Raw genomic sequence first — 16,390 nt, 5'->3', positions numbered from 1 at the left:
GGGGTTATGGGGACCACTGCGACCGGCAGAGCGCCGCCCCGCCCCGCGCGCCGCCCCCGAAGGAAACGATGTCCATCAGCGAGCGCTTATGGAACGAGACCTACGAACGCCAGATCAGGAACCGCCTGCAGGCCCGGGAGAACTTCCCGGTGGCCGCCCGGTTCCTTCCCGCCCGGCACCGGGCGAACCTGCTCGACGTCTACGGCTACGCCCGGCTCGTGGACGACATCGGCGACGAGGCGCCGCCGGATGAGCGCCCCGCCCTGCTCGACCTCGTGGACCGCGACCTCGACCGGATCTACGCGGGCGCCGTCCCGGAGATCCCCGTCATGCGCGCGCTGGCCCGCACCGTGCACGAGTGCCGGATCCCCGAGGAGCCTTTCCGCCGCCTAGTGCGGGCGAACCGCCAGGACCAGGTCGTCACCCGCTACGGGACGTTCGACGAGCTGCTGGAGTACTGCACGCTGTCGGCCGACCCCGTCGGGCACATCGTGCTGCACGTGTTCGGCGCCGCCACCCCGGCGCGGCTCCGGCTCTCCGACCGGATCTGCTCCGCGCTGCAGGTCATCGAGCACTGCCAGGACGTCGGCGAGGACCACCGCAACGGCCGGGTGTACCTGCCGGCGGACGACCTGCGCCGGTTCGGCTGCACCGAGGACGACTTCCGGGCCGCGGCGACCCCGACGCGGCTGCGCGGTGTCATCGCCCTCCAGGCGGGAAGGGCAGGACGACTGCTCGCCGAAGGGGCGCCGCTCGTCCGGAGCCTGCCGGGTTTCGCGCGCGTCGCCGTCGCCGGCTACGCGGCGGGCGGGTTCGCCGCCCTCGCCGCGCTGGACCGCCGCGCCTACGACGTCCTGTCCGGCCCGTCACGCCCGGGGAAGACGCGGCTGCTCGCCGAGTGGTCGCGGATGTTGGGAAGGAGATGAGATGGACGCAGCCGGGGCTTACCGGCACTGCGAAGAGGTCGTCCGGTCGCAGGCACGCAACTTCTCGTACGGGATCCGCCTCCTGCCCCCGCCGAAGCGCCGGGCGCTGAGCGCCGTCTACGCCTTCGCGCGGCGGATCGACGACATCGGCGACGACGTCGACGCGCCTCCTGATGCGCGGCTGGCCGCGCTGGCCGCCGAGCGCGGCCGGCTCGCCGACCCCGGCGCCCACCCGGACGACCCGGTGATGGTCGCGCTGGCGGACGCGGCGCGGCGGATGCCGATCCCGCTGGAGGCGTTCGGCGAGCTGATCGACGGCTGCGAGGCCGACGTGCGCGGCGCGGCCTACGACACCTTCGACGACCTGCTCTGGTACTGCCGGTGCGTCGCCGGGTCGGTCGGCCGGCTGTCGCTCGGCGTGTTCGGCGCCGCCGACCTGCGGGTCGCGCGGACGCGCGCCGACGCGCTCGGCGTCGCGCTGCAGCTGACGAACATCCTGCGCGACGTCCGCGAGGACAGGCTCGGCGGCCGCGTCTACCTGCCGGCCAAGGACCTCGCGAGGTTCGGCTGCACCCTCGACCAGGACGCGTCCGGCCGGTTCGCCGACCCGCCCGAGCAGCTCGCGGCCCTGGTCCGCTTCCAGGCGGCGCGCGCGGGGGAGTGGTACGGGACGGGGTTGCGGCTGCTGCCGATGCTCGACCGGCGCAGCGCCGCGTGCACGGGGACGATGGCCGGCATCTACCGGCGCCTGCTCCGGCGCATCACCGCCGATCCGGTGGGCGCGCTGGAACGTCGCATGTCGCTGCCCGCGTGGGAGAAGGCGGCCGTCGCCGCGACGGCGCTCACCGGGATCCGGCGGTGAGCCCCCGGGGGAACGTCGCCGTGGTCGGCGGCGGGCTCGCCGGGATCAGCGCCGCGCTCGCGCTCCTGGAGGCGGGCGTGCGGACCACCCTCTACGAGGCGCGGCCCCGGCTCGGAGGCGCGACCCATTCGTTCGACCGGGACGGCCTGACCGTCGACAACGGCCAGCACGTCTTCCTGAAGTGCTGCACCGCCTACCGGGGGCTGCTCGACCGGCTGGACGCGCGGGACCTCGTCCGCGTCCAGGACCGCCTCGACATCCGCGTCCTCACCCCGGACGGCCCGGCCGGGAGGCTGCGCCGGGCGAAGGCGCCGGGCCCGCTGCACCTGCTGCCCGCGCTCGCGGGGTACCGGCTGCTGTCGCCGGGCGACCGGCTGCGGGCCGTGCGCGCGTCGCTCGCCCTGCAGGGCCTCGACCCGCAGGACCCAGCACTGGACGCGCAGGCGATGGGCGGCTGGCTCGCCGCCCACGGCCAGCGCGAGCGGGCCCGCACCGCGCTGTGGGAACTGTTCCTGATCTCGGCGCTGAACATCGGCGTCGACGACGCCGCGATGGGCCCCGCGACGATGGTGTGCAAGCAGGGCCTGCTCGGCCGTTCCGACGCCGCCGACATCGGCGTCCCGACCGTCCCGCTCGGCGAACTGCACGGCACGATCGCGGCGAAGCGGATCGAGCGGCTCGGCGGCCGGATCCACCTGAAGGCGAAGGTGTCGGCGGTCGACGCCGGGCCGAAGCTCGTGGTGGACGGCGAACCGGTCGCCGCGGACGCCGTCGTCGTCGCGGTGCCGCACCGCGCGGCGGCCCCGCTCGTCCCGGCGCAGGCGTGCCCGGACCGGGACCGCTGGCCCGGTCTCGGCTCCAGCCCGATCATCAACGTGCACGTCGTCTACGACCGGCCGGTCATGGACGTGCCGTTCGCCGCCGCGGTCGGCTCGCCCGTGCAGTGGGTCTTCGACCGCACGCAGATCAGCGGCCTCGTCCGCGGCCAGTACCTCGCGGTCTCGGTGTCGGCCGCCGACGGCTGGATCGACACGCCCGCCGCCGACGTCCGCGCCGCGTTCCTGCCCGAACTGGAACGGCTGTTCCCGGCCGCCCGGCGGGCCCGCGTCACCGACTTCTTCGTCACCCGCGAACGTCACGCGACGTTCCGCCAGAGCCCCGGCAGCGGCGCGCTGCGTCCCGCGTCCGCGACCCGCCTGCCCGGGCTGTTCCTCGCCGGCGCGTGGACGGACACGGGCTGGCCCGACACCATGGAGGGGGCAGTGCGCAGTGGACTGACCGCCGCCCGGCTGGTCCGGCGGCACTTGGACGGGGTGAGCGGCCGATGACCGCCGTCCCCGGCTCGATCACCGACGGGCGCGCGCTCGTCGAGGAGGCGATGCGCGCCTGCGTGGACCGCCTCGACCCGGCCAACCGCCGCGTCATCGCCTACCACCTCGGCTGGACCGACGCCGACGGCCGTCCCGCCGACGCGGGCGGCAAGGCGCTGCGCCCGGCGCTGGCGATGCTGTCGGGACGGGCCGCCGGCGCGCCGCCCGAGAACGCGCTGCCCGGCGCGGTCGCGGTGGAGTTCGTGCACGCGTTCTCGCTGCTGCACGACGACATCATGGACGGCGACCGGACCCGCCGGCACCGGCCCGCCGCGTGGACGGTGTTCGGCGCGGCGGCCGCGATCCTCGCCGGCGACGCGCTGCTCGCGCTGTCGGAGGAGCTGCTGCTGGAGCAGCACACCCGCGGCGCGCACTGGGCCGCGGAGGCGCTGACCGCCGCCACCCAGCGGCTCATCTCCGGTCAGGCCCTCGACATGGGGTTCGAGACCCGCGCCGACGTCACGCTCGACGAGTGCCTGACGATGGCGTCCGACAAGACGGGCGCGCTGCTGGCCTGCGCCAGCTCCATCGGCGCGATGCTCGGCGAGGCCCCGGCGGAGCTGGTCACCGCCCTCACCGGGTACGGGACGGAGATGGGCCTGGCGTTCCAGCTCGTCGACGACCTGCTCGGCATCTGGGGGAGCCCGGAGACGACCGGCAAGCCGGTGCTGTCGGACCTGCGCGCCCGCAAGAAGTCGCTGCCGGTGGTGGCCGCGCTGACCGCCGGGACCGCCGAGTCCGCGCGGCTCGCCGAGCTGTACGCCGCGCCCGGCGACCCCGCCGAGGCCGACCTGCGGGAGATGGCGGAGCTGGTCGAGGCGGCGGGCGGCCGCGCCTGGGCCGAGGCCGAGGCCGACCGCCGCGTCGCGCTGGCCGCCAAGCACGTCGGCGACGTGGAGATGGACGACGCGGTCCGCGCGGAGTTCCGCGACATCGCGCTCTTCGTCACCGCCCGGGACCACTGACGACAGGGAGCACCGAGCGCCCGGGACCACTGAGCGACGGGCCCGCACCGGGAAGCGGGGACCCGTCAGAAAGCAGGATGCCGAATGACCACGACGGAAGCCCCCGGACTCACCGAAGCGGCCGCGGCCGCCGTCGAGGCGGCCCGCGACCACCTGCTCGGCCTGCAGTCGGCCGAGGGCTGGTGGAAGGCCGAGCTGGAGACCAACGTCACCATGGACGCCGAGGACCTGCTGCTGCGCCAGTTCCTCGGCATCCGCACCGACGCCGAGACCGCCGCCGCGGCGCGCTGGATCCGCTCGCAGCAGCGCGCCGACGGGACGTGGGCGAACTTCTACGGGGGTCCGCCGGACCCGTCCACCACCATCGAGGCGTACGTCGCGCTGCGGCTGGCCGGCGACGCCCCGGACGCCGAGCACATGCGCAAGGCCGCCGCCTACGCGCGCGAGGCCGGCGGCATCGAGGGCAGCCGCGTGTTCACCCGCATCTGGCTCGCGCTGTTCGGCCAGTGGTCCTGGGACGACCTGCCCGTGATGCCGCCGGAGCTGATGTTCCTGCCGAGCCGCGTCCCGCTGAACGTCTACAGCTGGGCGTGCTGGGCGCGGCAGACGATCGTGCCGCTGACGATCCTCGGGTCGCTGCGGCCCGTCCGGTCGCTGCCGTTCGACCTGGCCGAGCTGCGCGCGGGCCGCCGCCCCGCCCGGAAGGCGACCGGCTGGGGCAGGGCGTTCAACACGCTGGACCGGTTCCTGCACGTCTACGAGAAGCGCCCGGTGGCGCCGCTGCGGAACGCCGCGCTGCGCCGCGCGGCCGAGTGGATCGTCGCGCGGCAGGAGGCGGACGGCTGCTGGGGCGGCATCCAGCCGCCGTGGGTGTACTCGCTGATGGCGCTGAGCCTGCTCGGCTACGACCTCGACCATCCGGTGATGAAGCGCGGGCTCGCCGGGCTCGACCGGTTCACGATCGAGGACGAGAAGGGCCGCCGCCTGGAGGCGTGCCAGTCGCCGGTGTGGGACACCGTCCTCGCGATGAACGCGCTGTCGGACGCGGGCGCGCCCGCCGGGGACCCCGCGCTGCTGCGCGCGGCCCGCTGGGTCGTGAACGAGGAGATCCGCGGGCCGGGGGACTGGTCGGTGCGGCGGCCGGACCTGCCGCCGGGCGGGTGGGCGTTCGAGTTCGACAACGACCTGTACCCCGACACCGACGACACCGCCGAGGCGATCCTCGCGCTGCGCCGCTCCGGGCTGCCCGAGGCGCGCGAGCCGATCGACCGGGCCGTCCGCTGGATGTCCGGGATGGTGTCGAAGGACGGCGGGTTCGCCGCGTTCGACGCCGACAACACCCAGGAGCTGTGCACAAAGCTGCCGTTCTGCGACTTCGGTGCCGTCATCGACCCGCCGTCGGCGGACGTCACCGCGCACGTGGTCGAGGCCCTCGCCAAGGAGGGCCACGCGGAGGCGCCCGTCACCAAGCGCGCGGTGGTGTGGCTGCTCAAGGCACAGGAGGCGGACGGCTCCTGGTTCGGCCGGTGGGGAGCCAACCACGTGTACGGCACCGGCGGCGTGGTGCCCGCGCTGATCGCCGCGGGCGTCCGGCCGGACAAGCCACCGATCCGCCGCGCCGTCGCCTGGCTGGAGCACCACCAGAACCCCGACGGCGGCTGGGGCGAGGACCTGCGCTCCTACGACGACCCGGCGTGGATCGGGCGCGGCACGTCCACCCCGTCGCAGACCGCCTGGGCGCTGCTGGCGCTGCTCGCCGCCGGCGAGCGCTCGCCGGCGGTCGAGGCCGGCGTCCGCTGGCTCGTGGAGAACCAGCGCCCGGACGGCACCTGGGACGAGGACCAGTTCACCGGCACCGGCTTCCCCGGCGACTTCTACATCAACTACCACCTGTACCGGCTGGTGTTCCCGATCAGCGCCCTCGGCCGCTACCTGGGACGGGACCGGTGACGGAGTTCGCGGTGCGCGCGGCGCTCGGGATCGAGGCCCGGGCGCTCGCGCGCGGCGGCCTCCCGGTCGTCCGGACCGGCGCCGGCCCCGCACGGGCGCGGAAGGCCGCCGCGCGGCTGGGCGACGTCGACGCGCTGGCCGTGGCCGGCTTCGGCGGCGCGCTCGACGACCGGCTGCGGCCCGGCGACCTGTTCGTCGCGACCGAGATCCGGGGCACCGGCCCGCCGATCCCGTGCCCCACGGCCGAGCCCCTCGCCGGGCTCCTGGAGCGGACGACCGGCGCGACCGTGCACCGCGGCCCGCTCGTCACCGCCGACCACATCGTCACCGGCCGCGAACGCGCCGCGCTCGCCGCGACCGGGGCGATGGCCGTCGACATGGAGTCGGCGCCGCTCGCCGCCGCGGCCGGGGACCGCCCGGTGGCGGTCGTCCGCGCGATCGTCGACACCCCGCACCGCCCGCTGCTCAGCCCCGCCACCCTCACCGGCGGGACCGCCGCCCTGCGCCGGCTGCGGGCCGTCGCGCCCGCCCTGCGCACCTGGGCGGAGGCCGTCGGCCCGCGCCGGATCCTCCTCGCCTCGCCGCGGTCCTTCTGCGCCGGCGTGGAACGCGCCATCGAGATCGTCGAACGCGCCCTGGAGATGCACGGCCCGCCCGTGTACGTGCGCAAGCAGATCGTCCACAACACCCACGTCGTGAACGACCTCGCCCGGCGCGGCGCCGTGTTCGTCGACGAGCTGGACGAGGTCCCACCCGGCGCGGTGACGGTGTTCTCCGCGCACGGCATCGCGCCCGCCGTCCGCGCCGAGGCCGGACGGCTCGGGCTGCGCGTCATCGACGCGACGTGCCCGCTGGTCGCGAAGGTGCACGCCGAGGCCCGGCGGTACGCCGCGCGGGGCGACCTCGTCGCGCTGATCGGGCACGCCGGGCACGAGGAGGTCGAGGGCACGCTCGGCGAGGCGCCCGAGTCCACGGTGCTCGTTCAGACCCCCGCCGACGTCGCCGCGCTGCCGGCGGACCGTCCCGTCGCCTACCTCACGCAGACCACCCTGTCCGCCGACGAGGCGGGCGAGGTGGCGGCCGCCATCACCCGGCGGTTCCCGGACGCGCGGGGCCCGCACACCGACGACATCTGCTACGCCACCACGAACCGGCAGCGCGCCGTGACCCGCGTCGCCCGCGACGCCGACCTCGTGCTCGTCGTCGGGTCGGCCAACTCGTCCAACTCGCGCCGGCTCGTCGAGGTCGCCGAGCAGGCGGGCGCGCCCGCCGTGCTGATCGACGGCCCGGCCGACGTCCCGCTCGACCGGCTCCGCGGCGCCCGCGCCGTCGGCGTCACCGCCGGCGCGTCCGCGCCGCCCGCCGTGCTCGCCGCGGTCGTCGCCGCGCTGCGCGGCCTCGGCCCCGCCGACCTCGTGGAACGCGAGGTCACGGTGGAGACCACCGAGTTCACCTTGCCGAAGGAGGTCCGACCATAATGCCGATGCCCTTGCGCCAGAGCGTCCGCGTCGCATCGCACATCATGACCAACAAGGTGCGCGGCAACGACAAGTTCCCGCTCATCATGGAGCTCGAACCGCTGTTCGCCTGCAACCTCAAATGCGCGGGCTGCGGCAAGATCCAGCACCCCGCCGACGTGCTCAAGCGGCGCATGCCGGTGGAGCAGGCCATCGCCGCCGTGAAGGAGTGCGGCGCCCCGATGGTGTCGATCGCCGGCGGCGAGCCCCTCATGCACCCGCAGATCGGCGAGATGGTCGACGAGCTGGTGAAGATGAAGAAGTTCGTGTTCCTGTGCACGAACGCGCTGCTGGTCCCCAAGAAGCTCGACAAGTTCACGCCGTCGCCGTACTTCGCCTTCACCGTGCACATCGACGGCCTGCAGGAGCGGCACGACGAGTCGGTCTGCAAGGAGGGCGTGTTCGAGGAGGCCGTCGCCGCGGTCAAGCTCATCAAGGAGCGCGGTTTCCGGGTCACCACCAACACCACGTTCTTCAACACCGACACCCCGCAGACCGTCATCGACGTCCTGAACTACCTCAACGACGACCTGCAGGTGGACGAGATGATGCTCTCGCCCGGGTACGCCTACGACAAGGCGCCCGACCAGGAGCACTTCCTCGGCGTCCAGGAGACCCGCGAGCTGTTCCGCAAGGCGTTCGGGGACGGCAACCGCAAGCGGTGGCGGCTGAACCATTCGCCGCTGTTCCTGGACTTCCTCGAAGGCAAGGCCGACTTCGGCTGCACCGCCTGGGCGATCCCGTCCTACTCCCTGTTCGGCTGGCAGCGCCCCTGCTACCTGATGTCGGACGGCTACGCGCAGACCTACCGGGAGCTGCTGGACGAGACCGACTGGGAGTCCTACGGCCGGGGCCGCGACCCGCGCTGCGCGAACTGCATGGCGCACTGCGGCTACGAGCCGACCGCGGTCTTCAAGACCCTCGGATCCCTCAAGCAGTCGTTGCGCGCCCTGCGCGAGAACTGAACCGCGGGTTCCGGGGGGCGACCCCCGGAGCCCCCGTCACGACGGGCAGGTTGTTCCGCCGCTCTGCTTGCGCTGTACGGCGAAACAGCCTGGCCGTTGTCGAGACGGCCCGCTCCGCGTCCCAAGCCCGTGCTCCGCCTGCATGGTGTCGGCGCTCAGCCGGTTCCTGCCCAGAGAGAACTCCGCGAGCGGGACGTGCGGGCCGTGCGGGCGGCGCGGGTCGTGGGGGCTGTTCGGGCGAGACGGGACCGCGTTGTCAGGGGCCGTACATCTGCTCGCGCAGGTGCGTCAGCGTCTTGCTCAGCAGGCGCGAGACGTGCATCTGGGAGATGCCGAGCTCCTCTGCGATCTGCGACTGGGTCTTGTTGCCGAAGAAGCGCAGCAGCACGATCGTGCGCTCCCGCTCCGGCAACCGGGCCAGCAGGCCGTGCAGCGTCTCGCCGTCGACGACGTGCTGCAGCGCGGCGTCCTCGGCCCCGAGCCGCTCGGCGAGCGGGGCGCCCTCGGGGTCGCCGTCGCCGGCGCCGTCCAGGGACAGCGGCCGGTAGGACTCCCACGCCAGGAGGGCGTCGGTGACCTCCTCCAGGCTGACGCCGAGGATCGCGGCCAGCTCACCGGGCGTGGGGGAGCGGCCGTGCGCCTGGAGGAACCGCTGGGTGGCGCGCTGCAACCGCGGGCGCAGTTCCTGGATGCGGCGGGACACGCGGATCCCCCAGGTCCGGTCCCGGAAGTAGCGGCGGACCTCCCCGAGGACCATGGGATAGGCGTAGACGAAGAACTGGTCGCCGCGTTCGGGATCGAACCGGTTGATCGCGTTGACGAGGCCGAGGTAGGCGACCTGTGCCAGGTCCTCCACCGGTTCGCCCCGGTGGGCGTAGCGGTGCGCGATCCGCCGCACCATCGGCGCGTGCATCCGGACGAGCGCCGCGCGCAGTTCCTCCCTGCGCGCGCCGCTCACCCCGGGCAGGTTCATCTCCATCAGCAGCGCCTCGGCGGGCTGGCCCGCCGGATCGGCGCCCGCGCGGGGCGGGGCCGCGGCCGATGTGGCTGGGGAGCTCAGGCCGATCACCTCCTGTCGAATCCGGAGCCGGCGCATCGGAGACCCGAATACATCGCCTCACGATATAAATGCCCGCATTCGGGCCTCCGATACCGGCCGGTCATGGTCCTTCAGACGTCACATGCTGTGACGGGATCTCACCGCCATGGAGGGCGCGGGGGACGCGCTGTCAGCCGGAGCCGGGCAGCTGGCCGAGCGTCACGTCGACCTGCTCCTTCGTCCCGTCGGGCTGCTGGACCTGCACCTTGACGCCGCCGCCGGGCTTGAGGCCGGCGAGCAGGCTCTCCAGTGCGGTGGGGTCGGGAGTGGGCGTGCCGTTCACCGCGAGGATCAGGTCGCCCGGCTTGATCCCGGCCTTGTCGGCGCCGCCGCCCTTCGTCACGCCCACGACGGCGACGCCGCTGGGCCGCCCGGTGGCCGGGTCGACGATCGCGCGGACGGTCACTCCCAGCGCGGCCCGCCCGGACCGCGTCACCTTCCCGCTCCGGATCAGCTGCGGGACGATCTTCTGCACGGTGGCGCTCGGCGTCGCGAACCCGATGCCGACCGCCGCGCCGCCCATCTGCGGGTCGGACGCCGCCGCCGTCGGGATCCCGATGACCCGGCCGTCCAGCGTGACCAGGGCGCCGCCGCTGTTGCCGGGGTTGATGGGCGCGCTGGTCTGGATCGCGTCGGCGATCGTCGCGCCGGGGAACGCGCCCTCCCGCTTGGTGGACACGGTCCGGTTCAGCGCGGACACGATCCCGTTCGTCACGCTGCCCGCCAGCCCGAGCGGGTTGCCCATCGCCAGCACGATCTGCCCGACCCGGGCCTTGCCGGAGTCGCCGAAGGACGCCGGGCGCAGCGCGCCGCCGCCGTCCGCCTTCACGACCGCGAGGTCGTCGGCCGCGAACGAGCCGACCAGGCTCGCCTTCAGCGGGCTGCCGCCGCCGGACGTCGTGACCTCGATCCGGTGCGCCCCGGCGACCACGTGCGCGTTCGTCACGATGTCGCCCTTGCCGTCGTAGACGACACCGGAGCCCTCGCCCTGGTCCGTCGCGATCTTCACCACCGACGGCAGGACGCTCTCCACCACCCTCTCGTACTGCTGCTGCAACTGCTGCGCGCTCCCGCCGGCCGGCGCCGTCGCGTCGGCGTGCGCCTTCGCGCCGTCACCCGTGCCGCTGCATCCCGCGAGCACCACCATCCCGGCCAGGGCCAGTGCCCCGGCTCTCGCGCCTGTCTTCCTATCCACAGGTTCACCTCCGGGCAGGTTCTTCCCAATGGACGGCAAATAGCCGCAGCCCATGGCGCCCTCGCCGGGGCCGGTCGGCTGACATGCGGAGACACTCCCCGCATGTGGCCAGAGTCACCCGCACCTCTACCGCCGCGGCGGACTGCCGAGCCGCCCGAGGTGGCCGCCCGAGGTGGCCGCCCGAGGGGGCCGTCCGAGGGGGCCGTCCGAGGGGGCCGTCCGAGGGGGTCGGCTCGGGGTCATCGCGGACGGGCGGAGGCGGTGTCGTGCCGGAGGGCGATCGTGACGGGCACGGTGGCGGCGACCGCGGCGACGGCGAGGCCCAGGGCGATCCGGAAGCCCGTCGTGAACGCGGCGCCCGCCAGGAGCGGGCCGAACACCGCGACGCCCGCCGACGAGCCGACCTGGCGGCCGGTGTTGTACGCGGCCGTCGCGGCGCCGGTGAGCGCGGCCGGCACCGACTCGACCAGCCGCGTCGTCATCGCGGCGACGACCATGCCCCCGCCGAGGCCCGCCGGGGTCATGGCCAGCAGCAGTGGCCACTCCTGGGGCAGCGGCCCCGTGACCAGGATCGCGGCGATGGCGCCGCCGAACAGCAGCTCTCCGGCCAGGAGCGCGACGGTGGAGCCGAAGCGCGCGAGCAGCGACGGCGTCACCAGGTTGCCGAGCGCTATCAGCCCGGTGAACGGCAGGAACGAGAGCCCGGCGACCAGCGGCGGCTCCCCCTTGACCTCCTGGAGGAGCAGGCTCAGCGCGAACATCACGCCGTAGAAGGTGAAGTTGAACAGCACGCCGAGCGCGGACATGCCGGAGAAGCCCGCCCGCCGGAAGAGCCCGAGCGGCAGCAGCGGGTCGGCGGCGCGGCGCTCGACGAGGGCGAACGCGGCGAGCCCCGCCGCGAACACCCCGCCCGCGGCGAGCACCGCCGGGTGCGCCCAGCCCAGGTGCGGGCCCTCGATCATGCCGAAGACCAGGCCCGCGATCGCCGCGCCCGCGGTGAGCTGCCCGCCGAGGTCCAACCGGCGCGGGCGGGCCGGGACAGCACCGACCCGGGCCAGCGTCACCGCGGCCGCCGCCGCCCCGAGCACCACGTTCACGAGGAACACCGCCCGCCACCCCGCAGCGGCGATCAGCACCCCGCCGACCAGCGGCCCGGCCGCCAGGCCGACACCGCCGGTCGCGCCCCACACCGCCACCGCCCGGGCCCGCCCGGCGGCGTCCCGCGCGCCGGACGTCGCCAGCGCCAGCGAGCTCGGCAGCAGCAGCGCCGCGCCCGCGCCCATCGCGAGCTGCGCGGCGATCAGCACCGGGACGGCGCCGGCGGCGGCCGCTACGGCGGACGCGGGCGCCACCACGGCCAGCCCGGCGAGGAAGACCCGGCGGGCGCCGAGGACGTCCGCCAGCGCCCCCGCGCTGATCAGGCCGGCCGCCAGCGTCAGCGTGTAGGCGTTGACGATCCATTCCCCGGCCGCCGCCCCGCCGTGCAGCGCCCGCAGCATCGTCGGCAGCGCGAGCGTCACGATCGTGGTGCCGATGAACACCATGAACGCCGCCGCCGCGCCCGCCGCCAGCGCGGCCCGGTCGCCTCTCCCCGCCTCCCGTTCCGCGACGCGCCGCGGCTTCACCAGCGTCTTCGTGTCCATGAGCACCCCTCCGTCAACCGGACTCGCACCGTCCGCTTGCCGACGCTAACACAAGCGGACGACACTCGTCCATTTAACTGGAGGGTGCTCGTCCGCTTGCTGGTAGATTGGGGCCATGGACGTGACCTGGCCCGCGGTGGACCGGCTGCTGGACGACGGGACCGGGCACCGGCCCCGCGCCGATGCCCGCCGCAACGTGGAACGCCTGGTGGCGGCGGCCCACGAGGCCGCCCGCGAGGCCGGATCGGAGATCACCGCGCATGACATCGCGCGCCGCGCCGGCGTCGGGATCGGCACCTTCTACCGCCGCGTCGGCTCGCTGGAGGAGCTGCTGAAGGCCGTCGTGGACGAGCTGATCGGCGAGATCATCGCGTCCGCCGACGCCTGCCTGGCCGCCGACGACCCGTGGGAGGGCTTCCGGACGTTCGCCGCGTCCTACATCCGCCGCCGCAACGAGCTGTGCGACATCAACGAGGCGCTCGGCGACGTCCTCGGCCACTCCCGCGCCGACCTGCGCGACCGCATCCGGCGGCTGGTCGAGCGGGCGCAGGACGCGGGCGCCGTGCGCGCCGACGTCAGGTGGACCGACGTGGCGTTCCTGCTGGTGTCGGCGGCGACCGGCCCGCACACGCTCGGCCTGCGGGCCGGCGAGGAGCAGTGGGACCGCAACCTGCACGTCATCCTGGACGGCCTGCGCGCCCCGGCCTCCGGCGACCTGCCGGGCGAGGCCCCGCGGCTGCCGTGACGGGGGACAGGGCCGGCACCGCGCGGGGGAGACGGCGCCGGCCCTGAGTCGGGCGGTCAGCCCAGCCCGTCGTCGAGCGCCTTGGTCAGCACGCCCGGGTCGCCGGACATCTCCCAGATCATGACGCCCAGCAGATGCCTGCTCTTCAGCCAGGCGGCCTTCTTCCCGATCGACCAGGCGTCGTCGAACGACCACCACTGGCCGCCGTCGCCGGTGAAGCAGGACGTCGCGACGGCCTGCTCGTCATGCGCGACCGTGCAGTTCGGCAGGCTGGAGACCAGGTTGGCGTAGCCGCGCGTCCCCGCCTCCTCCTGGAACTGGCCGGGCGCCGCGCCGTTCGCGGCCTGCCACTGGCCGCCCTTGCCGCCGTCGGCGACGCCCTGCCAGCCGCGGCCGTAGTAGGCGAGCCCGATCGTCAGCTTGCGCGGGTTCACGCCGGCGTCGAGGTAGGCGTTCACCGCGTTCTCGACGCTGAAGTGGAACGGGTACGGGTCGTCGGTGTCGGTGTACAGGTTGGCCTGGTGGCCGGTCCGGTTCGGCTCCCACGAGTTGTCGCTGCCGGAGCCGTGGAAGTCATAGCCCTGGACGTTGAAGATGTCCAGCGACTTGGCGACCTGGGGAAGGTCCCACCCGGCAGCGATCTTCGCCGGATCCGCCGGGGTGAACGCGGTCAGCTCGTAGCGCTCGCCGGTCTGCGCTGTCAGCGCGTCCAGCTGGCGGCGGAACTCGGCGATCAGCAGCGCGTTGTTCTGCTTGTCGGCCGCGCTGACGTGGTTGCCGGGGTGCCCGTCCGAGCCCGGCCACTCCCAGTCGAGGTCGATGCCGTCGAAGATCCCGGCGGCCGCGCCGGGCCCGCCCGCGCTCTCGTACTCGGGCAGATCGCCCTTGATGTAGGTGTCGATGCACGAGCTGACGAACTTCTTCCGCGACGCGTCCGTCGCGGCGACGTCGGAGAAGTACTTGGAGTACGTCCAGCCGCCGATCGAGATGAGGATCTTCAGCTTCGGGTACTTCGCCTTCAGCTTCCTCAGCTGGTTGAAGTTGCCGCGCAGCTTCTCCCAGCCGGTGTCGGCGACGCCGTCCACCGACTGCGCCGCGCTGAACGGCCGGCCGTAGTCCGCCTCGGCGTCGCCCGCGCCGTCGCCCTGGCTCGGGTCCTCGGGGTCGGACGTGGTGCCCTTCGTGACGCCCTGCAGGCACGTCAGGTTCTTCGGGTCGATGTTGGCGAACGCGTAGTTGAGGTGCGTCAGCCGCGCCGCGTTGCCCGTCGTGTCCAGGTTCTTCACGAAGTACTGCCGCCCATAGATGCCCCACTGGACGAAGTAGCCGACTCGCGCGTAACCGCTGACCACATCGTCCGTCGTGACCTTCACCGCCGCGCTCTCCGCCGACACGTTGTCGTACAGGTCGCGCGCCCGGACGGTGAACGAGTACTCGGTGGACGGCGACAGCCCCGCGACCGTCGCGGACGTCCCGGTCACCGTCGTCGCGACCTTCCCGTCCACCAGCACGTCGTAGTTCGCGATCCCGGTGTTGTCCGACGCGGCGTTCCACGCAAGCCCAACGCTCGCCGCGTCCTTACCCGTGCTGTGCAGCCCCGCCGGAACGGACGGCGCCTGCGTGTCGTCGCCCGGATCGTTGGTCTTCACGGTGACGGGCGCGCTCGCCGCGGAGAGGTTCCCCTTCCGGTCACGTGCCTTCACCGTAAACGTGTAGTCGGTGTTCGGCACCAGCCCGGTGACGGTCGCACTGGTGCCGGGCACCGTCGCCACGACCGCCGACCCGCTGTACACCTCATACCCTGCGACCGGCAGGCTTCCCGCCTTAGCCGCGTCCCAGCTCAACGACACGGTCTTCGTCGTCTTCACCGTCGTCTTCAGCCCGCCCGGCGCGCTCGGCGGGACGTCCGCGGACCCGTCGCAGTTGGCGTCGTTGATCCGGCAGCTCACCGGCTCCGCGCTGGACCTGCTGACGGTGAACGTCGGGCTGTACGGCTCCGTCGTCTTCCCGGCCCCGACCGAGGAGTTGTAGTAGACCGAGGACAGGGTGACGGTCGTGCCGTTCTGGCTGATCGTCCCGTTCTGCGCGCCGCTCGCGGTCACGCCGTCCGGCAGGTCGAACACGATCGTCCAGCCGTCCAGGGCCGTGGCGGTGCCGTTCGCGACGACGAACTTCGCCTGCGTCCCGCTCACCGAGTACTCGGCGGTGACCGCCGCGACCACGGGCGGCGGCTCGCCCGACCCGTCGCAGTTCGCCCCGTTGAGCAGGCAGTTCGCCGGCTGCGCGGCGGAGCTCAGCGTGAACGTCGGGCTGTAGGGCTCGGTGCTCCCGCCCGCCTTCACGGTGGTGATGTAGAACGCGGGCGTGAGCGTCACCTTCGTCCCATTCTGGGACACCGTGGCGTTCTGCGGGTTGCTCACCGTGACGCCCGCCGGCAGCTCGAACGTCAGCTTCCAGCCGCTCACGTCGGACGTCCCGGGATTGGCGACCACGTACTTCCCGGTCGTCCCGGACAGGCTGAACGTCGCCGTGAGCCGCGACGCCGCCCGCGCGGGAGCCGCCGCCAACGCCGCGACGACCACGAACGACACCAGGAGCGCGAGAAGTCTTCGCATGCCGACACCTGCTTTCGGGGTGGTGGTGCCACAACGACCGGCCGCCCCCCGAAACCGGTAATTGATAGGAAGGTTTCCTATCAATTACCGAGCAAGGTAACCGCCCCGCACCCCGCCGACAACCCCCGCCGCCCCGGCCGCCGGCCAACCACCCCAGCTAGCGCACCGAACCACCCGAACACCCGAAGAATCTCAGCACAAACCGCCCAACAACGCCCCCACCCCCGTCAACTCCCGCCAACGAGAAGTCGCAGCAGAGCCACCCCGATCGTCAGGGCCCAAGGCGCGAAGCCCCAAAGGGGGCAAGGGGCGAAGCCCCAAACAAGCGACGCCCCACCGACCGAAACCTGATCACGAACCCCGACCACAAGGGGGCAAGGGGCGAAGCCCCCGACGCCCCGCGGACCGAACCGTGATCACCAACCCCGACCACAGGGGGGCAACCAGACCATGAAGTGGATCGCCCGCCACGCCGACGGCTGGATGACCACCCCGATCGAGACCGGCATCGCCGAGAAGGCCGCCCTGCTGCGCAAGG

General features: G+C 73.6%; 12 protein-coding genes. 8 read left to right on the top strand and 4 right to left on the bottom strand.

Annotation, left to right across the window (positions count from 1 at the left end):
• Window positions 1–68: 68 nt before the first annotated feature.
• The 7 genes from hpnC to hpnH all read left to right on the top strand — a co-directional run bounded on the left by hpnC (window position 69) and on the right by hpnH (window position 8,555).
• Window positions 69–926 (top strand): squalene synthase HpnC, encoded by an 858-nt coding sequence (gene hpnC, locus AB0C78_RS35985; RefSeq protein ID WP_360756957.1) that lies wholly within the window; start codon window positions 69–71, stop codon window positions 924–926.
• 1 nt (window position 927) lies between these two features.
• Window positions 928–1,788, top strand: coding sequence for a presqualene diphosphate synthase HpnD (gene hpnD, locus AB0C78_RS35980; RefSeq protein WP_360756955.1), 861 nt, complete (start codon window positions 928–930; stop codon window positions 1,786–1,788).
• Entirely contained in the window at window positions 1,785–3,116 is a 1,332-nt protein-coding gene (gene hpnE, locus AB0C78_RS35975; protein ID WP_360756953.1) for a hydroxysqualene dehydroxylase HpnE, read from the top strand. The genes hpnD and hpnE overlap by 4 nt, the downstream gene beginning before the upstream one ends.
• Window positions 3,113–4,123, top strand: a complete 1,011-nt coding sequence (locus AB0C78_RS35970; protein ID WP_360756950.1) for a polyprenyl synthetase family protein — start codon at window positions 3,113–3,115, stop codon at window positions 4,121–4,123. Before hpnE ends, AB0C78_RS35970 begins: the two co-directional genes overlap by 4 nt.
• An 84-nt stretch (window positions 4,124–4,207) precedes the next feature.
• A complete protein-coding gene (shc, locus tag AB0C78_RS35965; RefSeq protein ID WP_360756947.1) occupies window positions 4,208–6,073 on the top strand; it encodes a squalene--hopene cyclase in 1,866 nt (621 codons plus the stop codon).
• On the top strand, window positions 6,070–7,551 hold the full coding sequence (ispH, locus tag AB0C78_RS35960) for a 4-hydroxy-3-methylbut-2-enyl diphosphate reductase (RefSeq protein WP_360756944.1): 1,482 nt from the start codon (window positions 6,070–6,072) through the stop codon (window positions 7,549–7,551). Before shc ends, ispH begins: the two co-directional genes overlap by 4 nt.
• A 5-nt stretch (window positions 7,552–7,556) precedes the next feature.
• Entirely contained in the window at window positions 7,557–8,555 is a 999-nt protein-coding gene (gene hpnH, locus AB0C78_RS35955; protein WP_360756942.1) for an adenosyl-hopene transferase HpnH, read from the top strand.
• Between the two features lie 256 nt (window positions 8,556–8,811).
• On the opposite strand, the gene AB0C78_RS35950 is transcribed toward hpnH, so the two are convergent.
• The 3 genes from AB0C78_RS35950 to AB0C78_RS35940 form a co-directional block, all read right to left on the bottom strand.
• Complete coding sequence (locus AB0C78_RS35950; RefSeq protein ID WP_360756940.1) at window positions 8,812–9,624, bottom strand: SigB/SigF/SigG family RNA polymerase sigma factor; 813 nt, start codon at window positions 9,622–9,624, stop codon at window positions 8,812–8,814.
• Window positions 9,625–9,784: 160 nt separating this feature from the next.
• Complete coding sequence (locus AB0C78_RS35945) at window positions 9,785–10,849, bottom strand: trypsin-like peptidase domain-containing protein (RefSeq protein WP_360756937.1); 1,065 nt, start codon at window positions 10,847–10,849, stop codon at window positions 9,785–9,787.
• Between the two features lie 239 nt (window positions 10,850–11,088).
• Window positions 11,089–12,492, bottom strand: a complete 1,404-nt coding sequence (locus AB0C78_RS35940; protein WP_360756934.1) for an MFS transporter — start codon at window positions 12,490–12,492, stop codon at window positions 11,089–11,091.
• A 115-nt stretch (window positions 12,493–12,607) separates the two neighbouring features.
• On the opposite strand from AB0C78_RS35940, the gene AB0C78_RS35935 reads away from it, so the two are divergent.
• The gene (locus AB0C78_RS35935; RefSeq protein ID WP_360756932.1) at window positions 12,608–13,237 is read left to right on the top strand and encodes a TetR/AcrR family transcriptional regulator; all 630 of its coding nucleotides are present in this window, start codon (window positions 12,608–12,610) and stop codon (window positions 13,235–13,237) included.
• A gap of 56 nt (window positions 13,238–13,293) precedes the next feature.
• Here AB0C78_RS35935 and AB0C78_RS35930 read toward each other — a convergent pair whose 3' ends face one another.
• Complete coding sequence (locus tag AB0C78_RS35930; RefSeq protein WP_360756929.1) at window positions 13,294–15,852, bottom strand: glycosyl hydrolase family 18 protein; 2,559 nt, start codon at window positions 15,850–15,852, stop codon at window positions 13,294–13,296.
• Window positions 15,853–16,390 lie beyond the last annotated feature (538 nt).

It is taken from the genome of Actinomadura sp. NPDC048394 (genome assembly GCF_040651755.1).
GTDB lineage: Bacteria > Actinomycetota > Actinomycetes > Streptosporangiales > Streptosporangiaceae > Spirillospora > Spirillospora montaniterrae.
This window is presented reverse-complemented; position numbering and strand designations above follow the sequence as displayed.